This window comes from Caballeronia sp. dw_276 (genome assembly GCF_018449635.1).
GTDB lineage: Bacteria > Pseudomonadota > Gammaproteobacteria > Burkholderiales > Burkholderiaceae > Caballeronia.
In genome coordinates this window covers 45672-71386 of record NZ_JAAVUV010000016.1, presented here as the reverse complement: position 1 = coordinate 71386, position 25715 = coordinate 45672, and the positions used below count along the sequence as shown (strand labels likewise).

The window sequence follows — 25715 nt, the reverse complement described above, 5'->3', positions numbered from 1 at the left end:
TGTATTATTTAATTCGATTCCCGACATAAATACTTTGCCTATCGAGCTGAGAAACGCGCTTGTGGCCAATGCTCGGATTAAAGTAAGCTCGGTTTCCCAAGGCCCCCGCCGCTATGCACACTCAAAGCAATCAGCCCGCTCTCTCTCGCCTCGCCACTTTCGACCGCGCTTTCCGGCTCGAAGAGTTCGAGGTGCATAGCAAGCTTGCGAAGCTGATCGCTTCGTCGCAGGGCGTGAGCCGCGCGGACCTTGCGCGCAACACCGGCTTCGCGCGCTCGACCGTGTCGCAGTTGATCCAGCCGCTGATCGAATGCGATCTCGTGAAGGAACAAGCGCAAAGCGCGTCGGCGAGAGGACGTCCCGGCACCATGCTCGTACTCAACCCGCGCGCCGGCGTCATCCTGGTCGCGGATATGGGAGCAACGCACGGGCGTCTCGTGATCTCCGATCTCGCGCAGCGGCGGCTCGCCGAACGCGTGTTTGGCATCGATGTTTCGCTGGGTCCCGAACCGGTCCTCGAATCGATCATCGAGCAATTCCATCAATTGCTGCAGGAGCACCGGCTCCTCGATCAAACCGTGCGCAGCGTCGTGGTCGGCTTGCCGAGTCCGGTGGACTTCAGCCGCGGCGTTTGCGTGAGGCCGCCGATCATGCCGGGATGGGACGGCTTTCCCGTATCGGAATATTTGCAGGCGCGGCTCAAGACGCCGGTTCTCGTCGATAACGACGTGAACCTCATGGCCCTTGGCGAAGCGCGGACGCGGCCCGCCAATCAGTCGCCGCTATTGTTCGCGAAGGTATCGACGGGGATAGGCTGCGGCATCATCACGTCCGACGGCATGCTGCATCGCGGCGCCGACGGTTCTGCGGGCGACGTCGGCCATATCCGTGTGCCGGGTCGCGACGACGTGGTTTGCCGCTGCGGCAACATCGGCTGTGTGGAAGCGGTTGCGTCGACTAACGCGGTGCTCGCCAACCTGCAGGCGCTTCCCGAGTCCGACGCGCAAACCGTGGATGACCTGGTGCGTCTCGTTCGCTCCGGCGATCCACAAGCGGTGCGGCTGATACGCGCGGCGGCCGAGGAAATTGGCGAGATCATCGCGATGCTCGTGCATATGTATAACCCGGCGGCAATCGTGCTTGGAGGCCGCATGGCGAGGATCAGCGATGATCTTCTCGCGGGCGTACGCGCAGTGGTTTATAGACGAGCCCTGCCGCTTGCAACGCGCAGCCTGCTGATCCAGAACACAGCGCTGAATCAATATGCCGGAGCGATCGGCGGGACGGTGCTTGGAATTGAAAGCGCGCTTTCATCGAAGGGCATTGCTTCCATATTGCATCCGCTGCACGGCTGAGCAGAAGTGAAAAATACAGTAACCGCACCTGTCTTTTTGCTCGCGCATCTGCAAACATGGCGGCCCCAACTTCCAAGCAGCAACGTTCCAATGGCATCAAGCAAGGCACATCACGCCACCGGCTTCGCGGCCGGCGTCGTGGCGGCGAGTATCGTTGCTCATAGCGGCGCTGTCGGGCCGTTTCACGTCTGGGTCCTTCTGAGTTTCATGGCCGCGATCGCGGGCGCCACCGCGCCGGACTGGCTGGAAGTGGCGTGGTGGTCACGCAAGCGCCGGCTGTGGGTCACGCACCGTACCGTTACCCATTGGGGCATTGGCTGGATTGCGCTGCTGGTGGTTTCGTACCGGTGGCTCGGACACGACCGCCTCGCCGCGCCGGCATTTGGTTTCGCATGTGGCGGCCTGATGCATCTGCTCGCCGACTGGCCCAACCCGCTCGGCGTTCCGTGGATCGCCACGCGTCATTCGCTCAACTGGTGGAACAGCGGGCGCTGCGACCTGCTGGTTGTCGGAGCCTCGTGGACCGCGGCGTGGTTCGTCGCCGGCCATGCCGGGCTGCACGACATCCATGGGCTTGCGAACTTGACGCATTGGCTGGCGCGCTAAGCCCCGCTTCCTTTTACGAAACCTCCTTCAAAAGCCGCCACATGGTCGTGCGGCTGATCCCAAGTTGCTTTGCTGCGGCACTGCGATTGCCACCACACGCACTAAGCGTGCGATGCACTACGTCGGGCGTGAGGGGTTCATCGGGCGGAGGCTTTGACACGGCGCTCTGCTGCACACCCGCCTCCGCCAGCTCCGGAAACACCGCAAGCAAATCCTCTTGCGAACCGCGCTGCAATTCATCGAAGTGAATGGCCGCGCGCGTCAACAAGTTGGCAAGCTCACGGACGTTCCCGGGCCATGCGTAGTTTGCAAAAAGCGGCGCGAGCATACGCATGACTTCCGGCATGATGTCCGCGCGCAACCGGTACTCCGTTACGATTGCCTTGAGCACATGACGCGCGATCTCCTGCACGTCGCCGCGCCGCTCTTGCAACGACGGCAACTCGATATGCAGCACATTGAGCCTGAAATACAGGTCCGCGCGAAACCGGCCGTTCTCGACCAGCGCCTTGAGATCGCGATGCGTCGCCGCAATCACGCGGACATCGACAGGCGTCAACTGGCCAGAACCGAGCTTCATGACCGCGCGCTCCTGCAGCACTCGCAACAACCTGCTTTGCAATGCGGCCGGCATTTCGCCGATTTCATCGAGGAAGATGGTGCCCGTATGCGCCATTTCGAAAAGCCCTTGCTTGCCGCCGCGCCGGGCCCCTGTGAATGCGCCCTCTTCGTGACCGAACAATTCGCTTTCGACGAGTCCTTCCGGCAGCGCTGCACAATTGAATGCGACGAACGGATTGCCGCGCCGCCGGCTTGCCATATGAATACCCTGGGCGACCAGCTCCTTCCCCGTGCCGCTTGCGCCGGTCAGCAGCACGGTCGCTTCGTGCGCGGCGCCGGTCTGCGCGAGCCGGCGCACTTTTTCGAGCGCGGGTGAACTGCCTACAAGATCGCTCAGCCTATGCCGTGCCGTCAAATACCTGGGCCGTTGGCTCGTGCGCAGCGAGCGGTCGATACGTTGCGCGACCACAGCGTCCTGCATGGTCACGACCATCCCGGTCCGCGTGCCGTGCTCGGTCATGGGAACGCAATTCACGCTGAGCGCGCGGCCATCGATATGCTCGATCCGGTCTTCGATTGGCGTATCCCGTCCCGCCGCCTCACGCAGCAACGCGCCAACCTTCGACGCAATCTGCGCGCTGATGTCGTTCACGGCGCCGTCGCGATCCAGGCCGAGCAGTTCGAGCATCGCGGGGTTGACGGCTTCGAGTTGGCCGAGGTCATCGAAGGCCGCTACGCCATCACGAAGATGCCCGACGATCGTGTTCAACCGCAAGCGCTTCGACTCCTTTTCCCGGCTGACCTTTGCGAGTTCCACGGAGCGCTCGAACGCCTCTTCCACCGCGCCCAGCGAGTAGAGAAAGACGCTTTCGACCCCCGCGCTTTCGGCGAAATCGCAGGCCATGCCCGGCCCGATGATCGTGGCGCAACCCTGCGCGACCAACTCGTCGACGGCACGGCGCACTTCATCGATTGAACGATACGACCGCTGGATCACTTCGATGTTGAGCCACGAGCGCAACGCGGCAAGCTCCGTTGAAACAGAATCGTGAAGCACGACGCCGATACGCCCCCCCGGGCGCTTTGATGTCGCTTCCGCTATGCCGCGCAGCACGTCGAAACCGTTCACTTTCACGATCACCACGGGCACGGGCAAATGCTCTCGCAAGTAAGCCCCGTTCGAGCCTGCGGCCAGCACCACATCGACTTTTCCAGCATCGATCAGCGTGCGCAGCGTCTCGACTGCCGCGCCGTACCCTTCGCGTATGGGGAAGATCCGGGCGTGATCGAGGTAACGCGGCGCGAGCGCTTCGCACGGCCGCTGCAAGCGGCTGATGCTGACAACGGCGATGCCCGGCCTGCCATGGTGAGCGGTGGATATGGAAGCGTAATTTCCTGCGGCCACGACGCGACTCCTATGTTTCACAAGTGTTTCAAACTATTTCGATGAAACATGATGATGAAACATCGAAACAATGTCAACGCGTTCATCAATCAGCGCAAGTGCTTGTCTTGCAAGGAACTTCGGCTCGAATCAACAACTGGCATGGATGCTGCGAACAGCGTGACATACCCTTCACGAGGAACAGCCATGTCGCAATCTTCCGCCGCACGCCGCGCCGCCTTTCGCGCCGCCATACAACAACGCCAGGCCTTGCTCATGCCGGGCGCCTTCAACGCAATGAGCGCCCGCGTGGTCGCGGACGCCGGCTTCAAGGCGCTGTACATCACGGGCGCGGGCGTGACGAACATGTCGCTTGGCTTGCCCGATCTCGGTTTCGTGGGTTTGAGCGAAATCGCGGAGCACACGTCGCGCATACGCGATGCCGTGGACCTGCCGCTGCTAGTCGATGCCGACACCGGTTTTGGCAACGCGCTCAACGTTCGCCACACCGTCCGCACGCTGGAGCGCGCAGGCGCCGATGCAATCCAGCTTGAAGATCAGGTGAGTCCGAAGAAATGCGGCCATTTTTCGGGCAAGGCCGTCATCTCCACCAGCGAAATGGTCGGCAAGCTTCACGCAGCCGTCGATGCACGCGAAGACGCCAATTTCCAGATCGTCGCCCGCACCGATGCGTGCGCCGTGCATGGCTTCGAAGCGGCGATAGAACGCGCACACCGTTTTGCCGAGGCAGGCGCCGACGTCCTGTTTATCGAAGCAGTCGAAACGTTCGATGAAATCAAGCAGTTGCCGTCGCTTTTCGACACGCCTCAGCTGATCAACATCGTGGTGGGCGGCAAGACGCCGGTCGTCCCGCAAAGCGAGCTGGCAGCGCTGGGATTCGGCATCGTCCTGTATGCGAACGCTGCACTGCAGGGCGCCGTGCTGGGCATGCAAAAGGCGCTCGGCGCGCTGCGCGATGCCGGCAAGCTCGATGAAGACCCGACGCTCCTCGCGCCGTTCAACGAACGCCAGCGGCTTGTCGACAAGCCGCTCTTCGACCGTCTCGACAAACAATACGCAGCGGGCAGCGATTAACCCAGGCACGCCAGAACAAAGAGAACTCAGGAGACTTCAGCGTGACAAAAATCAGTACAGTGCCCTTCCCCGACGTCGAACCGCAGGCCCGCGTGAATCCGGTGCGGCTGCGATCGATCATCGGCGGGTTGATGGGCAATGTGATCGAGTGGTACGACTTCCTCGCATACAGCATCTTCTCGATCTACTTCGCGAAAGCTTTTTTCCCCGCCGATAACCCCACTGTCCAGCTGATGAACGCGGCGGCCATTGCGGCTGTCGGGTATATTGCGCGACCTGTCGGCAGCTGGCTGATCGGGCTTTATGCGGACAAGCGCGGCCGCAAGGCGGCGCTCATGTGGTCGGTCATGGGCATGTGCGTTGGATCCCTGATGATCGCGGTTACGCCGGGATACGCCACGATCGGTGCGCTCGCACCGGTCATCCTGATCGTCGCGCGTTTGTTGCAAGGCCTGTGCATGGGCGGCGAATACGGCACGAGTGCCACGTATCTCAGCGAGATCGCGCCCGAAAACCGGCGCGGCTTTTATCTCGGCTTTCTTCAGGTGAGCGTTGTCGCGGGCCAGTTGCTGGCGCTCGGTCTTCTGCTTGTCATGCAGCACGTACTGCTTACATCGGAGCAGATCGACCGTTGGGGCTGGCGCATTCCGTTTGTGATCGGAGGGCTGCTTGCGCTCTTCGCGCTGTATATGCGCCGCAACGTAATGGAATCAGAAGCGTTCGCCGAGAGCGCCAAAAAGCATGGCCCGCCGATCAGCCGTGAAATGCTGGCGCACTGGCGTCAGCTCGTGCTTGCAGTCGGCATAACCGTGGGTGGCACCGTCGGCTTTTATACGTACACGGTCTACATGCAGAAGTATTTGGTCAATTCAGTCGGACTCAGCAAGGAGTCGTCGACATTCATCTCCTCGCTCGCCTTGCTGCTTTACATGCCGCTGCAGCCGCTGTTCGGCCTGGCCTCGGACATGTTCGGCCGCCGTCCGGTTCTGATCTGCTTCGGCGTGTGCTGTACGCTGTTTTCGGTCCCGTTGTTCACGGCGCTGAGCCACACGAAAGATCCGCTTGTTGCGTTCCTGCTGTCGTTTGCAGGCCTCGCAATGTTGAGCGGCTTTACGTCGGTTCACATGCTTGCGAAGACCGAACTCTTTCCGGCGCGAATCCGTGCGCTCGCGGTCGGCCTGCCGTACGCGCTGACGACTGCGATCCTCGGCGGAACTACAGAGTTCGTTGCCTTGCGCTTCAAGGCGAGTGGACACGAGCAGTATTTCTACTGGTACGTCAGCGCGTGGGCGGCGGTGTCTCTTATTGTTTATATACGGATGCCCGAGACCCGTTTTCGAACCGCCACGAGTACCGGGCCTGGAGCCTGAGTGTTCAGATGCAGCGGCGCTCGCCGCTGCTTGCGTTGATTGCGTATCAGAACCGGTGGATCATTGCGACGCGATAAACCATCTGATTCTCTCCCGACGATACCCCCGCGGACGCAGGCGTTTGTGCAAAATCGAAGCCCGTACCCGTATTCGCGCTCACCACATGCTGATAAACACCTTGCGCATAAACCGATGTCCGCTTGCTCAAGTCATAGTCGAGCATGAGCGAGAGTTGATGCCACCTGGGCAAGAAATCGCCAACCGTGGAATGGACATGCGCTTCGGTGAATGTGTAGGCGCCGCCTAGCCAAAAGCTCGGCGTGAACAGATATTTGCTGTTGATTTCGAAGTTATCGAATTTCCATGAGGTCCATTTGCCGCCCGCAGGCTGAGTGGCAGCCGCGGCGAAATAGCCGTTGCTGGTGGGGTTATATACATCGACATGCGAATACGAAAAACCGATCTTCGTATTTTCGAACTTGTATGCAAGGCCCGCCACAATGTTCTGCTGCGATGAACCCGCGAAAACCGTATCGGTCGCAACGGCGCCGGTGGCGGTTCCCGCATTGTTGAGCTTGAGATAACCAACAGCCGCGGTCAGTCCGCCGTTCTGATACTGGCCCGCCGCGCTGTACATGCGATTGTTGGCGAAACCCGTGTCATTGCTGAAGCCATACATTGCTTCGCCCTTGAAGCCACGATATGACGGACTCGTGTATTTCACCGAGTTGTTGATGCGGTAATCGAAGTCGGCATTGTCGTTATCGAACGGATGAGACGAGACGTCCCCCGTCATGGAACCAGCGCTTGTGAGGCCGCTCCATAAATCAAGCGTCGGGTCGTACTGGCGTCCCAAGGTCAGCGATCCGTAAGTGTCGGATTGAACACCCACGTACGCTTGCCTGCCGAATTCCCGGCCGCCTTGTTTCAGCGTCCCATTGCTTGCGTCGAAGCCGTTCTCCAACTGGAAAATAGCGCGATAACCGCCGCCAAGATCTTCACTTCCTTTCAATCCCCAACGGCTGCCGTAGGTATCACCGCTTTTCATCTGGACCGTGCCGTGGTCTTTTGCGTTGCTGGTGAAGTTCAGTCCTTCGTCGATCACGCCATAAAGCGTCACGCTGCTCTGCGCATGCGCTGAGACCGCGACGCCGGCTATTGCCGCCGCAACGGCCATAGAAGCTACTTTCGTCATTTATCTTCCCGTGGTTTGGATTTGTCGAATAACCTTTTTATTTCGTATGACTAACCGTATGCCAAGCCGTGGTGACCGTCATGCCGCGCTGCTTATATCGACGTGTTGTCACGAAAGGATGCTAACGACGCACAAAAGTCACGTCTTCCGCCGCTTCAGCGGATGAACCTTTTATTTTTCACTGCGATTTGTCGTATGCGCGTAAACGCTTAGCTTCAAAACGGCCACGCCTTCCTTGACTTCTTCCAATCAACGCTTAAACTTAACTCCATGGTTAAGTATTCGGAAGCGGCCTTGAACCGCACATTCACCGCCCTGGCCGACCCGACGCGACGCGCCCTGCTTGCACGTCTGTCCGCCGGCGCGGACTTGTCCGTCAGCGAACTCGCGCAGCCGTTTGCCATGTCGCTGCCCGCCGTGATGAAGCACCTCGATGTGTTGTCGGATGCCGGGCTCATCACGCGGACCAAGACGGGCCGCACCGTCGTGTGCCGGCTCGCCGCCGGACCGATGGAGGAAGCCATGCAATGGCTCGCCCATTACGAGCGCTTCTGGACCGATACCCTCGATCGCCTTGCCGCCTTTGTGGAGGAAGACCCATGTCCGACAAACCCAGCCTCACGCTCCAGCGCCGAATCAACGCAAGTCCCGCCAAAATCTTTGCAGCGTGGACGGAACCGTCGCAACTCGTGAAGTGGATGCATCCTGCCAATAACAACGTGGTCCACGCGGAAATGGACGTGCGCGTCGGCGGGCGGTTCCGGATCGTCATGCGCACGCCGGCCGGCGAGACGCACGACGTGAGCGGCGTGTTCAAGGAGGTCGTGCAGGACGAAAAACTCGTCTACACCTGGGCATGGCGCAGCACGCCCGAACGCGAATCACTCGTCACGTTCACGCTGAGGCGCGACGGCGAACTCACTTTGCTTACGCTCAAGCACGAGCAGTTCTTCGATGAAACCGCACGCGATAACCATGAGTCCGGCTGGAACGAAATCCTCGACGGACTTGTACGGGAATTCGCCTGATCACTGGAGGAGGACGCAAGATGGAACAGCATCTGATAGTTTCGCAAGAGGAGTGGCTTGCCGCGCAAAAGGCGCACCTGGCCGAGGAGAAGGCGTTGACACATGCACGCGATGCGCTTGCCGAAAAACGCCGCGCGTTGCCGTGGGTGAAAGTCGAGAAGAGCTATACGTTCGAAACGCCGGATGGTCGAAAGACGCTCGCTGAGCTCTTCAACGGACGCAGCCAGTTGATCGTGTATCACTTCATGCTGGGGCCGGACTGGGAAGCGGGATGCACAGGCTGCTCGTTCGTATCGGATCACATGGACGGTGCGTTGATGCATGTGGAGCAACGCGACGTTGCTTATGTCGCGGTATCGCGTGCGCCTCTTCCAAAAATCGAAGCCTTCAAGAAACGCATGGGCTGGCACTTCAATTGGATGTCGTCATTTTGCAGCGATTTCAATTTCGATCATCACGTATCGTTTACGCCCGAGCAGCGCGCCACGGGCAAGATCGACTACAACTTCCAGACCCACGAGACCAGGGAGCCTGGCTTCGACAGCGACGAAATGCCTGGCGTCAGCGTCTTCTACAAGGACGAGGCGGACAATGTGTTCCGCACGTTCTCGGCCTATGGACGTGGCGTTGAGCCGCTTATCGGCGCTTACGACTTGCTCGACATGACGCCGAAGGGACGCGATGAGGAACATGGGATGACGGACTGGATGCGGCATCACGATCGTTACGACAACGTGCAGCAGGAAGCAGGAGGATGTTGTCATTGACATCGGTTGATGATGCGGGACAGGTCGGTCTGAATGTTTTGCCTGCTGCTTTCGGGGCATCCGCCCATATAATCAGCGGCTTCTGCCCGGACCATCCCGCCATGACTCAAAACGTTCGCGCCGCGCTGCTCAACGATCGCCTCGACTGGAATCTCCTGCGAACCTTCCTTGTCATCGCGCGCGAGCAAAGCATCAGCCGCGCCGCAGCGCACCTGCACATCACGCAGCCGGCCGTCAGCCATGCGCTGAAACGGCTCGAGGAACAACTCGGACGCAAGCTCGTTCAGCGCAACGGCCCACGTATCGACATTACGCGCGCGGGCGACGAAGTCCGCGAACTCGCCGAGGAAATCTACGGCAGCATCTCGCGCCTGAGCCGCGAGAACGGTGCGGCCGAACGCGACGTCTCGGGCTATGTCCGCCTCGCGACCGTAAGCGGCGTGCAATATCCGGCCTACGACGACTTCCTTGCACAGTTTCATCGCGACTATCCGGACATCGACATCGAGGTGCAGGTGATGCGCAGCGCCGACGTTCCCAGCGCGCTTTTGCAGCACACCGCAACGGCCGCGCTGAGTCTGAACCGGCACATGGGCAAGAAGATCGGGCACAAGCTATTTATGCCGCAACGCTATGCACTTTTTTGCGGCATGCACCATCCGTTGTTCGGGCGTCCTGACCTCACGACCGACGACTTGCTCAACGAAAACTTCGTCTCGTTCGCGGGCGACCAGATCGGCGCGTCGCTTTCGCCGCTGAGCTATTTCCGCGACCAGCACGGTTTCACCGGACGCGTGGTTGCGAGTTCGGCGAGCGTGGCTGAAGTGAAGCGTCTGATGGTAGCCGGATTCGGCATCGGCAGCTTGCCCGAGCATGTGGGACAAGCCGAAGTGCTCGCGGGACGCATGATGCGGCTACCGCCCGACGGAGGAGTGGCCGACCTCGATGTCGTTTTGCTATGGCCCGCAGACCTCAAGCCGCGACCTGCGGAGCGGGTGTTCCTTGAACGTATCCAGGCATTCGCCGACACGCATTCGCCGCAAACGGCCGGGTCAATATCCCTTGATTAAGTCCACCTGATTCGCAAGCGGTTCTCCACGTTCCAAACGGAGAATATTCGCTGCGATCTGCTCGCCGATGCACACCGCACTCGCAACCGACGCCATATGCGGCGTCACGATCAGATTCGGCGCACGCCATAACGGATGACCCTGTACGAGCGGCTCCTGCTCGAACACATCGATCACCGCGCCGCCAAGCTGACCACCCTCGAGTGCCGCGATTGCATCGTCAGTCACGAGATGAGCGCCACGACCAACATGAATCAGCTTGGCGCCTCGCGGCAGCATCGCGAAGAGCTCGCGGTCCAGAATACCGGTCGTCTCTGCGGTCAGCGGAAGAAGGCAGACGAGGATATCGACCTCGGCCAGGAATGGCGCGAGCTGTGTTGCATTGAATGTCTCGATACCGGGCAGCGACTTGCGCTCGCGTGACCATCCGCGAACCTTGAATCCCGCGCGATGAAGATCCCCGGCAACCTTCAACCCTAATGCACCAAGACCCATCACGCCAATGGTCCTGTCGCGCGCGGCAACCTGTTCAGGACGGTCCCAGATCTCATGCCGCTGGTTCGCCATCACATGATCGATGCGCCGATGAAAATGCAGCACGCCCCACATCACGAACTCGGTCATCCCTTGTGCGTGCAACGGATCCACTACACGGCAGAGCGGCACATCGGGCAACGCCGGGTCCTGCAGGATATGGTCCGCGCCCGCCGCAATGCTGTGAATCAGCTTGAGGCCGGCAACCCGCGCCAGTGCTCCAGCGGGTGGCTGCCAGCAGACGGCGACATCGGCTTCCTTTGAATTGGACGCGACTATCCGTGCATCGGGTAACGCGTCCAGCAAGGGTGCCGCGAACGGCATCATGTCGATGCTTTCGCTAAGGAGAATAATGCGCGTCATCAACTGGCGTAGTCCGTGTTGGCATTGGCGATGAGTCTTAGCGCTGCCTGCCATTGCAATGCGATGATTGCATCGGCTTCATCGCGGTCGAACTGACTTGCGGTAAGCCGGCACACTTGCGGTGATGGTATGCACAGCTCCGCATTGCCGGACAATGCACGAACCTGAATCTCGCAGGCGCGCTCGAGAAAATAGATGTCCTGGAAGGCTGCGGGAATCGTGCGTCCCCCCACGAGCAAGCCGTGATTGCGCAGGATCATCGCACGGTGCATCCCAAGATCATTCACCAGTCGATCACGTTCGCCAAGGTCGAGCGCAATGCCCTCGTATTCGTGATAACCAATGCGCTCGTAAAACTTGAGCGCATGCTGACTGATGGGCAGCAAACCATGTTTCTGCGCCGATACCGCCGATCCCGCCGCCGTATGCGTGTGGATCACACAGGCCAGATCGGGACGTGCCGTGTGAATTGCAGAATGAATAGTGAAGCCCGCCGCATTCACGCGATACCGCTTTGCATCATCATCTGCACCTTGCTCGACCACACGCCCCGCGCTGTCAATCCGCACCAGGTCCGAAGCACGCATTTCATGAAACAGGACGCCGTACCGATTGATCAGGAAATGATGATCGCGACCGGGCACACGCGCGGTGATGTGAGTATCGATCATGTCGGTCATCTTGAAGTGCGCGACCAGCCTATACAACGCGGCGAGCTCGGAGCGCACTTTCCATTCGTCATCGGGATAACGATTTGCTTCATGATTCATGATGTAGTCCGTCGATTTCTGAGTGAATTTCTATAAAGCTTGAGGCGCGCCGTCGGTTGGGGCATCGGCCTGATCGGCCCGCGCCTGATATCGCGCGAGGCCCACGATGCCAATGAGCGAAACCACGGACAACGCGGAGAAGAACATCGCAAGCGGCAGCCATTGCCCTTGATAGCGCTGCGCGAGCATGGTGCCGATCAACGGCGTGGTGCCCCCGGCGACGGTCGCACACAGCTGATAGGCAATCGAGATGCCGGAGTAACGGAGGTGCGTAGGAAACGCTGCGCTCATGAAACCCGCGATCACCGCATACACGGCTGACAAGACCACGACAGCCACCGCAATGCCGATCACAATCAACACCGGATTCTGCGTGTTGACCAGTACGAACATGGGATACGGGGTGAGGATGGAAATCAGCGCGGCCCATGTCAGGAAGCGTGCTTCGCCGAAGCGCTCGGAGAGCATGGCCGAGAACGGTTGCGACACGAGCTGGATGATCGTGATAATGAACAGGCAATCGAGTATCACCGACTTCGGCATCTTCAGATAAGTCGTAACGTACGAGATCATGAAAGTGTTCGTGAAGAAGAATCCGGCGGACCCGATGGTCGTTGCAGCAGCCGCAAACAGGATCGGCACCCAATGCGACCTGATGACTTCGCTCACCGGCGCCTTGACCCGCCCGTTTACTTCTTTCATGCGCTCGAACTCAGGCGACTCGTTCACACCCGACCGGATCACCATGCCGATGATCAACAACACGAAGCTCGCCAGGAACGGCAACCGCCATCCCCACGCAATGAAATCCTCGTGACTAAGCGACGTAACCAGGCGAAACGATATCAGCGACAACAACAAGCCGGTCGGACTGCCCATCTGCGGAAACGATGCAAACAGCGTCTTGCGTCCTTTAGGTGCGTGCTCGCTCGACATCAAAACCGCGCCGCCCCACTCGCCGCCCACGGCAATGCCCTGCACGATGCGCAATATGATCAACATGACCGGCGCCATCACCCCGACTGACGCGTACGAAGGCAGCAGGCCGATCCCCGTGGTTGCCACGCCCATCAGGAACATGGTGAGGATCAGCATCTTCTTGCGGCCGAGCTTGTCGCCCCAGTGACCGAATACTGCGCCGCTCAACGGGCGCGCTATGAAGCCAACAGCAAAAGTTGCAAACGACGCAAGCGTGCTGACAAAATGATTGGTGCTCGGAAAAAATATCTCGCCGAGCACAAGTGCTGCGGCGGTGGCGTAGGTATAGAAGTCATAAAACTCGACTGTCGTGCCGATGTACGCCGCGAGCGCTGCGCGAACGGGCTGGCGAGTATGAACCTGGAGACTCATGAAGTGCCTTGTGCGGTTCGGCCGGCGAGAATTCGCGCGGCGGTTTGTTGGGAGGACCGCCGATTTATCCCGCACCAATAATGCTCAGTAAAATGCCGGTTTTTAATTTTCATTATTATTGGCGTTCATAGTCGAACGGTCCGTGAACGCCCCCCGCATTTACCCGCGCCGCCGTAAACCCTGATCCCCGAGATCTTGTAGCCGCTCCATTCATCGCCTATTCTCTGAAACGTTTCAGTCGATGGCGAATGGGTGATCCATGAGCGTGCCTGACAGAACTCTTCCAACGCTGCGCGATGTCGCGAATGCGGCGAAGGTGTCTGTTGGCACAGCGTCGAAGGTGCTGTCCGGCGCTTCAGGCGTAAGCGCCGAGCGCGCCCGGCGCGTCTGGGATGCAGCGCGTCTTATCGGATACCGGCGCAACGGCATCGCCGCGGATTTGCGCCGCGGCCGTCCAACTTCCATTGGCCTGGTCCTTCCCGATCTTACAAACCAGTTTTTCGTCGACGTTGCACGCGCTCTCGAAAATCATGCATTGCAGCATGGTTATCAACTGATTCTTGCCCACGCCAACGAAGACCCCGAGCGTGAAACCGAACGCATCCGTTTTGTCATGTCACGTCAGGTGGCGGGCATGATCATCATTCCGTGCAGCGGTTATGACCACGCAATAGCCGAGGCGCGCGAATGCAACGTGCCGCTCGTGATGGCGGATCGCGTGGACGACACCTTTCCCGCGAACACGGTGACGACCAACAGCCGCAGCGCATCTGCCGACGGCACGGCGCACCTGATTGCGCTCGGCCACCAGCGCATCACCTTCCTCGTCAACACGCTGGAGCTGGTGAACTCGCGAGAACGGGCAGAAGCTTATGTCGAGGCAATGCGTGACGCGCATCTCGCCAAACACATTGCAGTGGTCGAGTGCGGAATGACGGCCACGCAAAGCCACGCGACCACGCTCAAAATATTGAGTGGTTCAATGCGCCCGACCGCCCTCTTCACAGGCTGCAACGTCACGACGCTGGGCGCGCTGCGCGCCATCCGCGATGCCGACCTGCGAATCCCATCAGACGTGTCGCTGCTTTCCTTCGATGACGCCCCGTGGATGTCCGTGCTGCGCCCGTACCTGACATCGATACGTCAGCCTGTGGAGGCCATCGGTCACGCCATCTGGCAGTTGATGCTCAAGCTCTTGAACGGTGAGCAGCACGAATTCGTTCACTTGAGTTTCAGGGCTGAATTGCTGGTGCGTGAAAGCACAACGTATGTATCCGCCGAAACAGCCGTACCTGGATGAAACGTTTCAGACGAAATCACAACTTGAAAACTGGAGACATGGCAAATGGACCTTGAGAAAAGCACACTGGCGCGCGTGACGAAGCGGCTAGTCCCCTTCCTGATGCTTTGCTATTTCATCGCATATCTAGACCGTGTGAACGTTGGTTTTGCCGCGTTACAGATGAACAAGGATCTCGGCTTCTCGCCGAGCGCATTCGGCTTTGGCGCGGGGATTTTCTTTATTGCGTATTTCTTCTTCGAGGTGCCGTCCAATCTGCTGCTCGAGAAATTCGGCGCACGAAAATGGATCGCACGGATCATGTTCACTTGGGGGATCCTGGCGGCCGCCATGGCTTTCATCCCGCATATCGCGCAATACACGGGGATGTCCTCCGCGCATGTTTTTTACACGCTGCGCGTGCTGCTCGGGATTGCAGAAGCGGGATTCTTCCCCGGCATCATCTTCTTGCTGACGCTGTGGTTTCCGGCGGCTTATCGCGGGCGTGTGGTTGGCTATTTCATGGTCGCGATCCCGTTGTCGACAGTCATCGGTGCGCCCATCTCCGGTGCGCTGCTGAACCTGGACAAACTCGGCGGTCTGGCTGGCTGGCAGTGGGTCTATCTGATCGAAGCATTGCCGGCTCTTTTCCTTGCGTTCGTGGTGTTCTTCTACCTCACCGATAAACCCGCCGATGCAAAATGGCTCACCGACGACCAACGCAACTGGCTCGTCAACCGTCAAGCTGAGGAACGCAGGCAACGCGAAGCCGTACGCAGCTTCAGCGTCAAGGAAGCCTTGTTCAATCCGCGTGTGCTCGCCGTCGCGCTGATCTATTTCGGCGCAAACGCAACGAATTACGGCTTGAGCTTTTTCCTGCCGCAAATCGTCAAAGGCTTCGGCCTGACGAATGTGCAAACGGGGCTGGTGACGTCCTTGCCTTACATCGTAGGCGCAATCAGCATGGTGTACTGGGGACGTCACTCGGACCGCAAGCTCGAGCGCAAATGGCATGTGGCGATCGCGTTGCTGGTCGCGGCAGGCGGGATCGCGGCATCGACGGCACTGGACAACCCGGTGCTGAAGATGATTGCGCTTTCTATCGCCGGGTTTGGCATCTTTGGTTGTCTGCCGGTGATCTGGACCTTGCCAGCAGCGTTTCTATCTGGCGCTGCCGCGGCCGGCGGTATTGCCGCGGTGAACTCGCTCGGCAATCTCGCCGGTTTCTTCGGACCCTATGCGATGGGCTGGATCAAGGACAGTACCGGCAGTTTTGCCGCTGGTTTGCTGTGTCTGTCGGGCGCGGGGCTGGTCGGTGTTGCTGCCGTGCTTTTACTCAAACACGATACCGCGCTGGAGAACGCGCCGCGCACGACGTTTGCCGAGGAACGCCATACGTAAGCGGTGCGACCTCGTTTTTCGCTCGCGGTCGCTTCCGATCGTGGGCGAAAAACTCATCTCTAAACCGATGCTCTGAAAGCGCGCTTGCGTTTCTCCAGATGATCGAGAAGCGCCTTTCCCGCGGGCTCGGAGAACCATCTTGCATGGCCGAGCAAATAACCATCGTAAGCAACGTCCGCAGTTTGCCGCGACCGGAGCGTGGCGTGAAAATACGCGACCTCGGAAAGCGCAAACTCGGTATGCACGATCGGCAATAACGCCACGAGCGCTGCATATTCGTCATCGCTCAAGGGCGTAAGCGATTCATACCCGTTCAGCAACGCGTCAATATGGTCCAGGTGCACACGACGAGCGTCTTGCGCCGATAGCCACTCGATAGCATTGCGCTCGATCGCGACCGCGAGATCGTAGACGGCGCAAGTCCGGTCCGATAAACCAAAGTCGAGAATGGTGCTGACTTGCGCGCCGGGCGTGTCGCCGGTCCAGAGAAGGTTGGAGGCGTGCCAGTCGCCATGCGTCCAGAGCGGGCGCAATGCGGGCAGGAAAGGCGCGAGCCGTGCATGCCAGGGCAGAATGACCCGGGTCACGTCCGAGCGCCAGTCACGCTCTTCAAGCGCGCTGACCAGCAAGGGTTGCGCGCTGATCCACCGGTCGAGCGCGCCGATGAGATCAGTTTCATTGAGCGCCCGGAAACTCGAAAGCAGCGGACGAATATGCCGCGCCGGCGCGGCGTAATCCCGCGCTGCGACATGCAGGCGCGCGAGCATGTGCCCGGCTGCGAACGCATGGGAGGTATCGGCGAAAGGCGTCCATGACATCGCCCTTCGATACACATCCAAGCCATCCGCCGCGCTATGCACCTCGTACGTCCATTCGCCGCGGGTCACCGCCGTTTCGCCCTCGGGTGTGGCGAGAACCTCCACAACCGGTAGTCCGTGCGACGCGAGATGCGCGATAAAGGCATGCTCTTCCGCGAGCCCTTGCACGTCGCGGATGCTTGCATGATGCCGCTTCATGAAGAGCGTCTCGCCGCTCGACGTGGAGATCAGCACCGCCGCGGAAAACGGCCGGGGACTATGCCACGTGAGTCCGGTCAAGGCACCAATCGAAGGGAACCGGTCAAACACGGCCTGCGCTTCTTCACGCGTGATCAGCGGCCAGTCACGCTCGGCCTGCTCGCCATCGACGCCGAATTGCAAAGGCGCAACCTCGGCAGACGATGCAATTGGCAAAAGCGGTTTCGCCTTGGACATGTTGGTCCTCAGGCCGCATGTGGCGTTTGCGCCGGCTCGGCACGCGCAGCGGCACGGCTCCAGTCCCGCAAGCCAATCAGCGCCAGTACGACAAACAACGCATACAGCCCCGACGTTGGATAAAGACCCTTGAATACAAACATCCCGACATACACAACGTCCACCACGATCCAGAGCCACCACGACGCAATAAAACGCCGCGCCGTCCAGTATTGGGCAACGAGGCTGAAAGCTGTCAACGACGCATCCACGTACGGCAACGCAGCGTCCGTCAGCCGCGCCATCAACGTCCCGAGCACCACGCTTCCAATCACTGCGAGCAGCAAGCCAGGCATGAGCGCCTTTGGCGTTACAGCTTGCACACTCACCTCGCCGGACTCCGCCGTTATGTTCCGCGTTTTTTGCCCGAGCCAGACCCACCATCCGTAAATCTGCAATACGGCAAACGCGCCCTGCAAAAGCATGTCCGAGTAAAGCTTCGCATCGAAAAAGATCCAGCCGTACAGCGCCACGGATACTAACCCTACGGGCCAGCAAAGCATTTTGCGTCGCGCGGTCAGCCAGATAGCGAATGCGCTCACGACCACACCGATGATTTCCAGAACGGACATTACATTAGCCTCGACTCAGGGATGCGTGGAAGCGCTGCATTAAAAAAACCTAGAAATCATAAGTCAACGATAAACGTGCAATACGCGGCGCGCCAAGGAACAGATACGCGTCGCCCTGAAGCTCGCCGCTATCCTGCCAGTAGTACTTGTTGAAGAGGTTATCGACGGAGAGCCGCACGACTGTCTTGTGGCCGCCGAGCTTGGTCGTATAACGCGCGCCGAGATTGAAGACGAAATAGGAAGGCACGCTCGCCGTGCCCTCTTCGTTTGCCGCTTTGCTGCCGCTGTAGTTGACGCCGCCCAGCAAATCAAGTCCCACGACATGCGGAACCGCATAGTCTGCATAAAGCGCCGCGCTCAGCCTCGGCACGTTGATCACTTGATGCCCTTCGTAAGCAGTCGTGCCCGAGTCGTACGCACGCGCCCTGATCGCGGCAATGCTGGCCGTCAGCGTGAGCCGGTCCGTCGCCCGTCCCGCTGCGCTCAACTCAATACCCTGGTGACGCTCTGTTCCCTGTTGCGCGAACGTATAGCCTGCATCGGTGGAATCGGGCTTTGCGTATTCGAACGGCTTGTTGATTGCAAACACCGCGGCCGTGAGATTCAATCGATCGAGCCAGTCATACTTGGCGCCCACTTCGACCTGATTGGACACGACCGGCGGAAGAAACGCATACGCATTGCTCGCCCGCACGGGTGCCTGATCGCCGAGCGAAAGAGCCTTGCTATAAGACGCATAAAGCGAAAGAGGGGCCACCGGTTTATACACAACGGCTACTTGCGGCAGGAAGATGGAACGGTCGGTATCAATAGCCGGGCCATCCATTTCGGTCCAGCTTCGTTGACGCAACAACACGCCGCGCCCTCCGGCGAGAATTTGCCAATGATCGTTGAATGTAATCCGGTCCGTGCCAAAGACCGAATACTGGCGCGAATCGAGTTGCGGAAAGGAAGCGCTCGGCGAATTCGGCGATGGATCGAATATAAGGTTCGGTCCGTAAATGTTCTCGCTGCCAACGTAGTCGTACACCGCGTTCGAGAGATCGACCACGCGCCGCTGCACGCTAACGCCGAATGTTACGTCATGCTTGAGCGACCCGGTCGAGAACTTGCCAGTGAGCACGGCACGAACTTCATCGTTACGCCGATACTCCCCTGGACTGCGATAGTCGTACACATCGAAATCGCCGTTCGATGCAAAGAAGAACGGTGACGTTCCGCCCGCCCCGCAACTCGCGACGTAGCCGCAGCCATAGGCAAACGCAACGTTGTCGTCGATCATCGTATGGCTGCGGCTGGCGGCTATGTAGCCCTGCCAGTCATCGTTGAAGCTGTAGTCGAAGCGCGTGTTGAGATTGAGCGCGTCGGTGGTCACGGGCTTCGTCCACGGTTGCAATCCAAGCAGCTTCGATGCTGACGCAGCGGACGGCACCACGGTCCCGCCCAACAACTGGTACCCCGACGCCGAACGCTGGATCAGTTGCTGGAACTCAGCATCGAATTGCAGGCTCGCGCGCGGGCTGATGATCCAGTCGGCCGCAATCGAACCGAACGTGCGTCGGCCATTTGCGCCATCGACATACGAGTGGATATTCTCCTTTGCCGCATTGATTCGTAGCCCGAACTGATTCTGGTCCCCGAAGCGCCGTCCAAGATCGACGGCTGCGGAAGTCGATCCTCGGCTGTCGACATCGGTCGTGATGCTCGCGACATTCTGCGGGCGCTTGGTCACGAAATTGATAATGCCGCCAGGCGCGACCACCCCGCTTTCTATACCTGCGAGCCCTTTCAGGATCTCGACCCGGTCCTTGTTTTCCAGCGCGACGTTCTGCTCGCCGGAAATGGTCAAACCGTTGATCTTAATGGCGCTGGCAAGGTCGACCGGGAAACCGCGAATGGTAAAGCCCTGGTAGTAGCCGACAGGCGCGTAATCATTGTTCACCGATGCGTCGTTGCGGACCACGTCGCTGAGCAACTTCGCCTGCTGGTCATCGAGTTGCGCGCGCGTGACGACCGATACGGAAGCTGGAGTGTCGCGCAACGGGGTATCATCGAAGCCGGCGACAGAAGCGCTGCGTGCTCTATAGTCGTAGTCATGGGTGGCCGTTACGCTAACCGCCGGAAGCTCGGCAACATTATTGGGCGCTAATGGTGAATCCACCTGCGCAAACGCTGCCTGCGTGCCGAACAAGGCAGTGACGGCGACCATGACAACGGATTTTCGATGCGCAACGACTTGCCATTGATGCGAGGACCGCGCCTGTATGAGTCTTTTGTTCTTCATTGTTCTTGGATAATGCTGACAGGCGTCCGCCGGCTCTATGCGGCATAAATAAAGGAAAGCGGATTTCTTTGAGCAACAAAAATGATTGGAATGCGCCTAGGCGTCAAGGGCTGGGCTGTTTTCAGAACCCGCCTGTTCCGCTTCAGGCGACATATTACAGATAAACTTTCCGGTCCAAATCAATAAGTCGATGCCTTGACGATCTCGGCCACGCCCGCGCGTTTCAAGCCTTGCGGGGCTAACCAGCGCTCGACGGCATCGAGCATGGCGGGATCGGCAAGCAGATCCCAATGACCGAGCGAACCCATGCTGCGAACTTCCGCGTGTGGTGCCACTATTTTGAACGCCGCGGGATACAGCGATGTATCGAAACACTCGTCATTGTCACCCGACAAGACCAGCACTGGTATATCCGGACCTATAGGTTCCTTGTTCGTAACCCAGAGTCCCGGGCCGAATGCGAGTGTTGTATTGAACGACCAGCTCGCGATGTAACGCTCGTCGAGCGCGCGCGCCGCTGGAGCAAATTCAACTACCGTATTTCCGTTGAAATGCGTAATGCCCAGCGCACTTAGTAAGCTCAATAAGCGCAAGCGCACACCACGAAGACGGACCCATCCGCCAAAATAAGGACGATTGACAGGCGACCCGAGTCCAAGAAAAGGAGCCAGAAACAGGTAAGCCGATACCAGCCGATGGAGCGGACTGCGCGAGATGGCCAGAATGAGACCGCCACCCGCTGAATGACCTCCCAGCACGATCGCGCAACCGCTGTGCCGGCGCGCGGCGAACGTAATGAAGTCGGCGACATCCGAGATCATCTGGCGGGGTTCTTCGACTGCATGACCGGGGCGCCCCGGCGAAAGGCCGTGGCCGCGCATATCGAGCGTATAGACGTCGGCGATATCACGCAGCGACAGGTGCTGCGCCAGCACGTTCATCTGGTCGCCAAAGCATCCCGCACCATGCACGAGAATCACCACGCGGCGGGTGCTGCGCGAGACGTAATGGCGATAAGCCACGGGGTAGTTATCGGAAGTCGCAAACGCTTCGTGCGGCGGCAGAGCGGCTTGCTTTGCGTCGGGCGCAACAGCGCCTCCCGCCGACGCAAGCCGCTCGAAACTTGCCCGCGTCAGGTCGGGGAGGACAGACTTGCTGAAGGCGCTTACGGCACGCGCATAGCCGTGCAGAGTACGCCAGCTGAGTTGAGTATCACGCATCTTGGTTGCCGTTCGCGAGACTCAGTCTTGCTTGACGCCGCTCACGATCATCACGGGCAAACCCGCGACAAAACGCCCGGTCCTGCCGCGTTCTTCGAACTCCGTAATCCATCGCGTCACTTCATCGTCGGTGAACAGCTTGCGTGCGTGCATGCCGGCAAGCACGCTTTTGAAGTCTAGGATCTTGTTGACCGATTGTGGATCGAACGCGCTCACGCTGCGCATGCTGAACGTGACGTCCCGCAGGCCTGCGTCGTGGAACATGGCGTACAGATCGCGAGCGAGGTAAGGATTGACGCACGACTCCGCGATCGACTGCATGATGCGTCCGGTCAGCACATAGTCGCTGCTTGCGACCCAGCATCCCGGCATGTCGGGTTCGCTCACGACAATGCGCCCGCCCGGCCGCGTCACGCGAATCATCTCCTTGAGTGCCTCTTCAGGCCTTGGAACGTGGATCAGCACGCGATCTGCGCGCACTGCATCGAAACTATGCGCCGGGACGCCAAGCTCATTGGCCGGCGCATTCCTGAAGCTGAGCGATGGCACGTCCGCATGACGACGGCGCGCTTCTTCCAGCATGGCCTCGCTCAGATCGAACCCCACTGCGGTGCCGCCAGGCACGACCTGCAAGGCCAGCTTGCCCAGATCGTCGCCGGGTCCGCAGCCTATGTCGGCGATATTCATGCCGGGCTTGAGCCCCATTAATTCGAACGTCTCCTGCTTGTAGACGCGAAACGAATCAAGCGCCTGCATGACGTCGAGCCGTGCGACAAAAGTGTCCGCATCCACAGAATCGACACGCGAGAAATCACCAAGCTGGGAAGAAGATTGTGAGCTGGTCATCGGGTGGCCTGGTGGTCGAAATGTGGTTGAACGAACTGCGCTGCCTTTAATTCTTGTATGTGCCCGAAATAGGTATCCACGTCATGTCTCCAGCTGATCAACACGTTAACGGGTAATTGGTGGCCAAAGTTGAGCGCACTCAACAGGAACTATAACGCGACGATTCGCCGTTGCTAAGCGAACACTTTATCGACCTCGGATGGTTCGCTTTGCAACGTTAATTCAGCGCGTTTTTTGAGTGGTTTTATGCGCTCCATAAATGCTTTGCGTGAGTGTGGGCTGCCCCTCGTATACCCCCGCCGATACGAAATTCTGTGCTTTACCCTCTCATGGCTTTACCCAAGTTCAACCCTTTTTAATTTGGATCATCGCCATGAACCTCAAAAACAACCCTGCTTGCCGTCCCTTTCTCGAAGCCGGCGACCTCTCACAAATTTCCGCCTATTACGAGGAAGAACGCCACACGATGTGGATGATGCTTCGTTCGCGTCCGCGCCCTTGTTTCACGCAAGATCTCGTCAATGACATCATTGACCTCGCGCGTGCGGCAAGAGAGTCCGGCCTGCGTTTTGACTTCTGGGTCACGGGTTCTCTCGTGCCGGATATCTTCAACGTAGGCGGCGACCTGGACTTCTTTGTCGATGCCATTCGATCAGGCCGGCGTGAATTGCTGATGGCCTATGCGCGTTCGTGCATAGACGGGCTCCACGAAATTTATAGCGGATTTGGTACCGGTGCCATTTCGATTGCAATGGTCGAAGGCACCGCGCTCGGAGGCGGATTCGAGTCGGCCCTGGCGCATCACTTTCTTCTCGCGCAGAACGACGCAAAAATGGGTTTCCCAGAAATCGCCTTTAACCTGTTTCCGGGCATGGGCGGTTATTCACTGGTCGAACGCAAGGCGGGTATGCGGCTCGCCGAAGAGTTGATCAGTACCGGAGAAGCACATACCGGCGACTGGTACGCGGAGAAGGGAATTGTCGATCAGACTTTCCAGCCTGGCGATGCATTCCTTGCGACGCGAACCTTCATAGATGGCATTCGTCCCAAGCTCAACGGCATCCGCGCGATGATCAAGGCGCGGCAACGTGTATTGGCGTTGCCGCGCGCTGAACTGATCGAGATTACCGAGGACTGGGTCCGGGCTGCCTTTACGATCGAAGAGAAGGATCTGGCTTTCATGGAGCGGCTGGTCATGTTGCAGAACCGCCGTGTTTCCAAGCTGAAGATGGCAAGCCTCGACCATCACTAAGCGGCCTTGATTTCTACTAACTCTCTTTAACCAAGGAGAAGCTCAGGCGATAAGCCTGAGCTTTCTTTTCTCGGCAAGCCAGGCTTCAAAGGCTCGTGCAGGCATGGGCCGCGCATACAAGAATCCTTGCACGAGATCCACGCCCAGGCCGCGCAGGAAATCCGCTTCAGCTTCGCTTTCCACGCCTTCAGCGACCACCGACAAACGCAGCTCATGGGCGATCGCGACCATTGCGCGCACAAGCGCCTGCGGTTTGCTGTTTACATCGATTCCCTTGATGAAGCTCCGGTCAAGCTTGATGGCGTCGAGCGGAATGCGCGACAACTGCGACAACGACGAATATCCCGTACCGAAGTCATCGAGATGTACACGCACGCCCATCTTGCGGAACTGCGTGATCAGCACGAGCGCCGCCGCTTCGTCTTCGATAAAACAGCTTTCGGTCAGTTCCACATCGAGCATGCAAGAACGCGAGCGCGTATCTGCAAGCACTTCCGTGAAATGCTTGACGATATCCGTATCGCGTAACTGACGCGCGGATACGTTGATGGAGATGCGCAAGTCCAGTCCCTGCTTCTGCCAGTTCGACGCCTGCGTGGCGGCCGCTTGCATGACCCACCGTCCGAGCGGGCCAATCAGCCCTGACTCTTCCGCATAAGGAATGAAATCGAGCGGCGATACTACGCCGCGCTCCGGCGAGTTCCAGCGCACCAACGCTTCGACGCTGTCGACATCGCCGTTCCTGAGATTCACCTTCGGCTGATAATAAAGCTCGAGCTGGTTCTCCTCTAGCGCGCGGCGCAGGTTCGTGTCGAGCCACACATATTCCGCAACCTTGCGGTTCATTTCCGGCGTAAACACGCGATACGTATGCTTGCCGCCGTCTTTAGCGACATACATGGCCGTGTCCGCGCTGCGAATCAGGCTTTCGAGCCGGTCGCCATGCTCGGGGTACACCGCAATGCCGATCGAACAACCGGTATAGAGCTTGATCAGCCCGAAATCGAACGGCTGATGCAAACTGCCCAGGATGGTTTCCGATGTCTTGGTCAGCAACGGAATGGTCGACTTCCTGATGACCACGACGAACTCGTCGCCGCCAAGCCGCGCGAGCGTATCGCCGGGAGCGAGGCAGCTCTTGATCTTCGCCGATACCTCGCGGATCAGCCGGTCGCCAACTACGTGTCCGTAGTGGTCATTCACCTTCTTGAAGTTGTCGAGGTCGAGAAACAGAATGCCAAGATGTTCTTCGCCGATGCTATCCCCGGCCTCCCTTTCTGCGGCAATTGCGTTCTCGATCTCTTCCTGAATGGCCTTGCGGTTCAGCAGCCCGGTTAGTTCGTCGGTCGTCGCCTGCTTGACGAGCAGCTTCTGCGCCTTGCGCTCTTCGGTGATATCCGTACCCGAGCAAATCAGAAAGCGCTCGTCCACGCCGCTGCCGCTCTGGACGAATTTATTGCGGAAGAGAAAGAGGCGTGGTCCCGTGACGGTATTGATATATCGCTCGACCTGATAAGGCTTGCCGCTCGCGAAGAAACCGTTGATGTTGGTTCTCGATGCCGCACCTTCGTCGTCCGACATGAACAGGACATAGGCGCTCTTGCCAATGACATCTTCCTCGCGCATGCCGGTCACTTCTTCGCACATGCGGTTGAAGCGCTGAATCAGGCCATGCCCGTCAAGAATCACGACGAGCGAATTAACTTCGGAAACAACCTGCTCGGCGAATGCGAGACCATGCACGAGGTCACGGGCGACCGACGAGGTGTCCGTGTAATCCGATGCCGTTCCGGCCCATTCGCGGATGTTGATCTTTTTGCCGACCAGATGAAGCCGGTACGGATAACCGAAAATCTTGAGATCCAGCGCGAGGTGCGACGTTACGCCCGTGAGTGCGCGGATCTGTCCGGCCTGAGACGCGTCGAGCGGAACGCTGACGTTCGCGGGACCGCGCACAGTCGCGAGCTCGAGCGCATTACTGTCGCTCGACAGCCGCCAGCACGGGCTGGTCGTGCCAAACCACGTATACAGGTCTAGGCCGTCTTCTTCACCTATCATCAGCAACTCCAGAAAAAATTCTCTGACTGCCGCCCCGTCAGCGCGTCTCGTCAGATTTACCCA

General features: G+C 59.0%; 22 protein-coding genes. 11 read left to right on the top strand and 11 right to left on the bottom strand.

What is annotated here, in order from left to right; translation table 11 throughout:
- Nucleotides 1–113: 113 nt before the first annotated feature.
- Complete coding sequence (locus HB633_RS27370) at nt 114–1355, top strand: ROK family protein (protein ID WP_213781299.1); 1242 nt, start codon at nt 114–116, stop codon at nt 1353–1355.
- 90 nt (nt 1356–1445) lie between these two features.
- Nucleotides 1446–1961 carry a metal-dependent hydrolase gene (locus HB633_RS27365; protein ID WP_213781298.1) on the top strand — a complete coding sequence of 172 codons (516 nt, stop codon included), beginning with the start codon at nt 1446–1448 and terminating at the stop codon, nt 1959–1961.
- A gap of 13 nt (nt 1962–1974) precedes the next feature.
- Here HB633_RS27365 and prpR read toward each other — a convergent pair whose 3' ends face one another.
- Nucleotides 1975–3927, bottom strand: a complete 1953-nt coding sequence (gene prpR, locus HB633_RS27360; RefSeq protein WP_213781297.1) for a propionate catabolism operon regulatory protein PrpR — start codon at nt 3925–3927, stop codon at nt 1975–1977.
- A 186-nt stretch (nt 3928–4113) separates the two neighbouring features.
- Between prpR and HB633_RS27355 the strand changes: the two genes are divergently transcribed.
- Both HB633_RS27355 and HB633_RS27350 read left to right on the top strand, forming a co-directional pair.
- A complete protein-coding gene (locus tag HB633_RS27355) occupies nt 4114–5001 on the top strand; it encodes an isocitrate lyase/PEP mutase family protein (protein WP_213781296.1) in 888 nt (295 codons plus the stop codon).
- Between the two features lie 41 nt (nt 5002–5042).
- Nucleotides 5043–6371, top strand: coding sequence for an MFS transporter (locus HB633_RS27350; protein ID WP_346730375.1), 1329 nt, complete (start codon nt 5043–5045; stop codon nt 6369–6371).
- 46 nt (nt 6372–6417) lie between these two features.
- On the opposite strand, the gene HB633_RS27345 is transcribed toward HB633_RS27350, so the two are convergent.
- Nucleotides 6418–7566, bottom strand: coding sequence for a porin (locus HB633_RS27345; RefSeq protein ID WP_213781295.1), 1149 nt, complete (start codon nt 7564–7566; stop codon nt 6418–6420).
- Nucleotides 7567–7860: 294 nt separating this feature from the next.
- Between HB633_RS27345 and HB633_RS27340 the strand changes: the two genes are divergently transcribed.
- The 4 genes from HB633_RS27340 (at nt 7861) to HB633_RS27325 (ending at nt 10431) form a co-directional block, all read left to right on the top strand.
- Nucleotides 7861–8259, top strand: a complete 399-nt coding sequence (locus HB633_RS27340) for a metalloregulator ArsR/SmtB family transcription factor (protein ID WP_255581204.1) — start codon at nt 7861–7863, stop codon at nt 8257–8259.
- Nucleotides 8166–8594, top strand: coding sequence for an SRPBCC domain-containing protein (locus tag HB633_RS27335; RefSeq protein WP_213781293.1), 429 nt, complete (start codon nt 8166–8168; stop codon nt 8592–8594). The genes HB633_RS27340 and HB633_RS27335 overlap by 94 nt, the downstream gene beginning before the upstream one ends.
- Nucleotides 8595–8614: 20 nt before the next feature.
- The gene (locus HB633_RS27330) at nt 8615–9361 is read left to right on the top strand and encodes a thioredoxin family protein (protein WP_213781292.1); all 747 of its coding nucleotides are present in this window, start codon (nt 8615–8617) and stop codon (nt 9359–9361) included.
- Between the two features lie 101 nt (nt 9362–9462).
- Nucleotides 9463–10431 carry a LysR family transcriptional regulator gene (locus tag HB633_RS27325; RefSeq protein WP_213781291.1) on the top strand — a complete coding sequence of 323 codons (969 nt, stop codon included), beginning with the start codon at nt 9463–9465 and terminating at the stop codon, nt 10429–10431.
- Here the strand turns inward: HB633_RS27325 and HB633_RS27320 are convergent.
- The 3 genes from HB633_RS27320 to HB633_RS27310 are packed head-to-tail and all read right to left on the bottom strand — an operon-like array spanning nt 10414 to nt 13448.
- Complete coding sequence (locus tag HB633_RS27320) at nt 10414–11328, bottom strand: glyoxylate/hydroxypyruvate reductase A (protein ID WP_213781290.1); 915 nt, start codon at nt 11326–11328, stop codon at nt 10414–10416. The genes HB633_RS27325 and HB633_RS27320 overlap by 18 nt on opposite strands.
- Nucleotides 11328–12098 carry a class II aldolase/adducin family protein gene (locus HB633_RS27315; protein ID WP_213781289.1) on the bottom strand — a complete coding sequence of 257 codons (771 nt, stop codon included), beginning with the start codon at nt 12096–12098 and terminating at the stop codon, nt 11328–11330. Before HB633_RS27315 ends, HB633_RS27320 begins: the two co-directional genes overlap by 1 nt.
- A 30-nt stretch (nt 12099–12128) precedes the next feature.
- The gene (locus HB633_RS27310) at nt 12129–13448 is read right to left on the bottom strand and encodes an MFS transporter (RefSeq protein ID WP_213781288.1); all 1320 of its coding nucleotides are present in this window, start codon (nt 13446–13448) and stop codon (nt 12129–12131) included.
- A 259-nt stretch (nt 13449–13707) separates the two neighbouring features.
- Here HB633_RS27310 and HB633_RS27305 point away from each other — a divergent pair, with 259 nt between their 5' ends.
- Nucleotides 13708–14748: a LacI family DNA-binding transcriptional regulator gene (locus tag HB633_RS27305; protein ID WP_213781287.1), complete on the top strand. Its 1041-nt coding sequence runs from the start codon at nt 13708–13710 to the stop codon at nt 14746–14748.
- A gap of 45 nt (nt 14749–14793) precedes the next feature.
- The gene (locus HB633_RS27300; RefSeq protein WP_213781286.1) at nt 14794–16128 is read left to right on the top strand and encodes an MFS transporter; all 1335 of its coding nucleotides are present in this window, start codon (nt 14794–14796) and stop codon (nt 16126–16128) included.
- Between the two features lie 59 nt (nt 16129–16187).
- Here HB633_RS27300 and HB633_RS27295 read toward each other — a convergent pair whose 3' ends face one another.
- The 5 genes from HB633_RS27295 to HB633_RS27275 form a co-directional block, all read right to left on the bottom strand.
- On the bottom strand, nt 16188–17381 hold the full coding sequence (locus tag HB633_RS27295) for a phosphotransferase (protein ID WP_213781285.1): 1194 nt from the start codon (nt 17379–17381) through the stop codon (nt 16188–16190).
- 8 nt (nt 17382–17389) lie between these two features.
- A complete protein-coding gene (pnuC, locus tag HB633_RS27290) occupies nt 17390–17992 on the bottom strand; it encodes a nicotinamide riboside transporter PnuC (RefSeq protein ID WP_213781284.1) in 603 nt (200 codons plus the stop codon).
- Between the two features lie 49 nt (nt 17993–18041).
- Nucleotides 18042–20201, bottom strand: coding sequence for a TonB-dependent siderophore receptor (locus HB633_RS27285; RefSeq protein WP_255581202.1), 2160 nt, complete (start codon nt 20199–20201; stop codon nt 18042–18044).
- 254 nt (nt 20202–20455) lie between these two features.
- Entirely contained in the window at nt 20456–21496 is a 1041-nt protein-coding gene (locus tag HB633_RS27280; RefSeq protein ID WP_213781282.1) for an alpha/beta fold hydrolase, read from the bottom strand.
- A gap of 21 nt (nt 21497–21517) precedes the next feature.
- Nucleotides 21518–22342, bottom strand: coding sequence for a methyltransferase domain-containing protein (locus HB633_RS27275; protein WP_213781281.1), 825 nt, complete (start codon nt 22340–22342; stop codon nt 21518–21520).
- A gap of 373 nt (nt 22343–22715) precedes the next feature.
- Here HB633_RS27275 and HB633_RS27270 point away from each other — a divergent pair, with 373 nt between their 5' ends.
- Nucleotides 22716–23594, top strand: a complete 879-nt coding sequence (locus HB633_RS27270; RefSeq protein ID WP_213781398.1) for a crotonase/enoyl-CoA hydratase family protein — start codon at nt 22716–22718, stop codon at nt 23592–23594.
- A 42-nt stretch (nt 23595–23636) separates the two neighbouring features.
- Here HB633_RS27270 and pdeR read toward each other — a convergent pair whose 3' ends face one another.
- On the bottom strand, nt 23637–25652 hold the full coding sequence (pdeR, locus tag HB633_RS27265) for a cyclic di-GMP phosphodiesterase (protein ID WP_213781280.1): 2016 nt from the start codon (nt 25650–25652) through the stop codon (nt 23637–23639).
- Nucleotides 25653–25715: the final 63 nt, after the last annotated feature.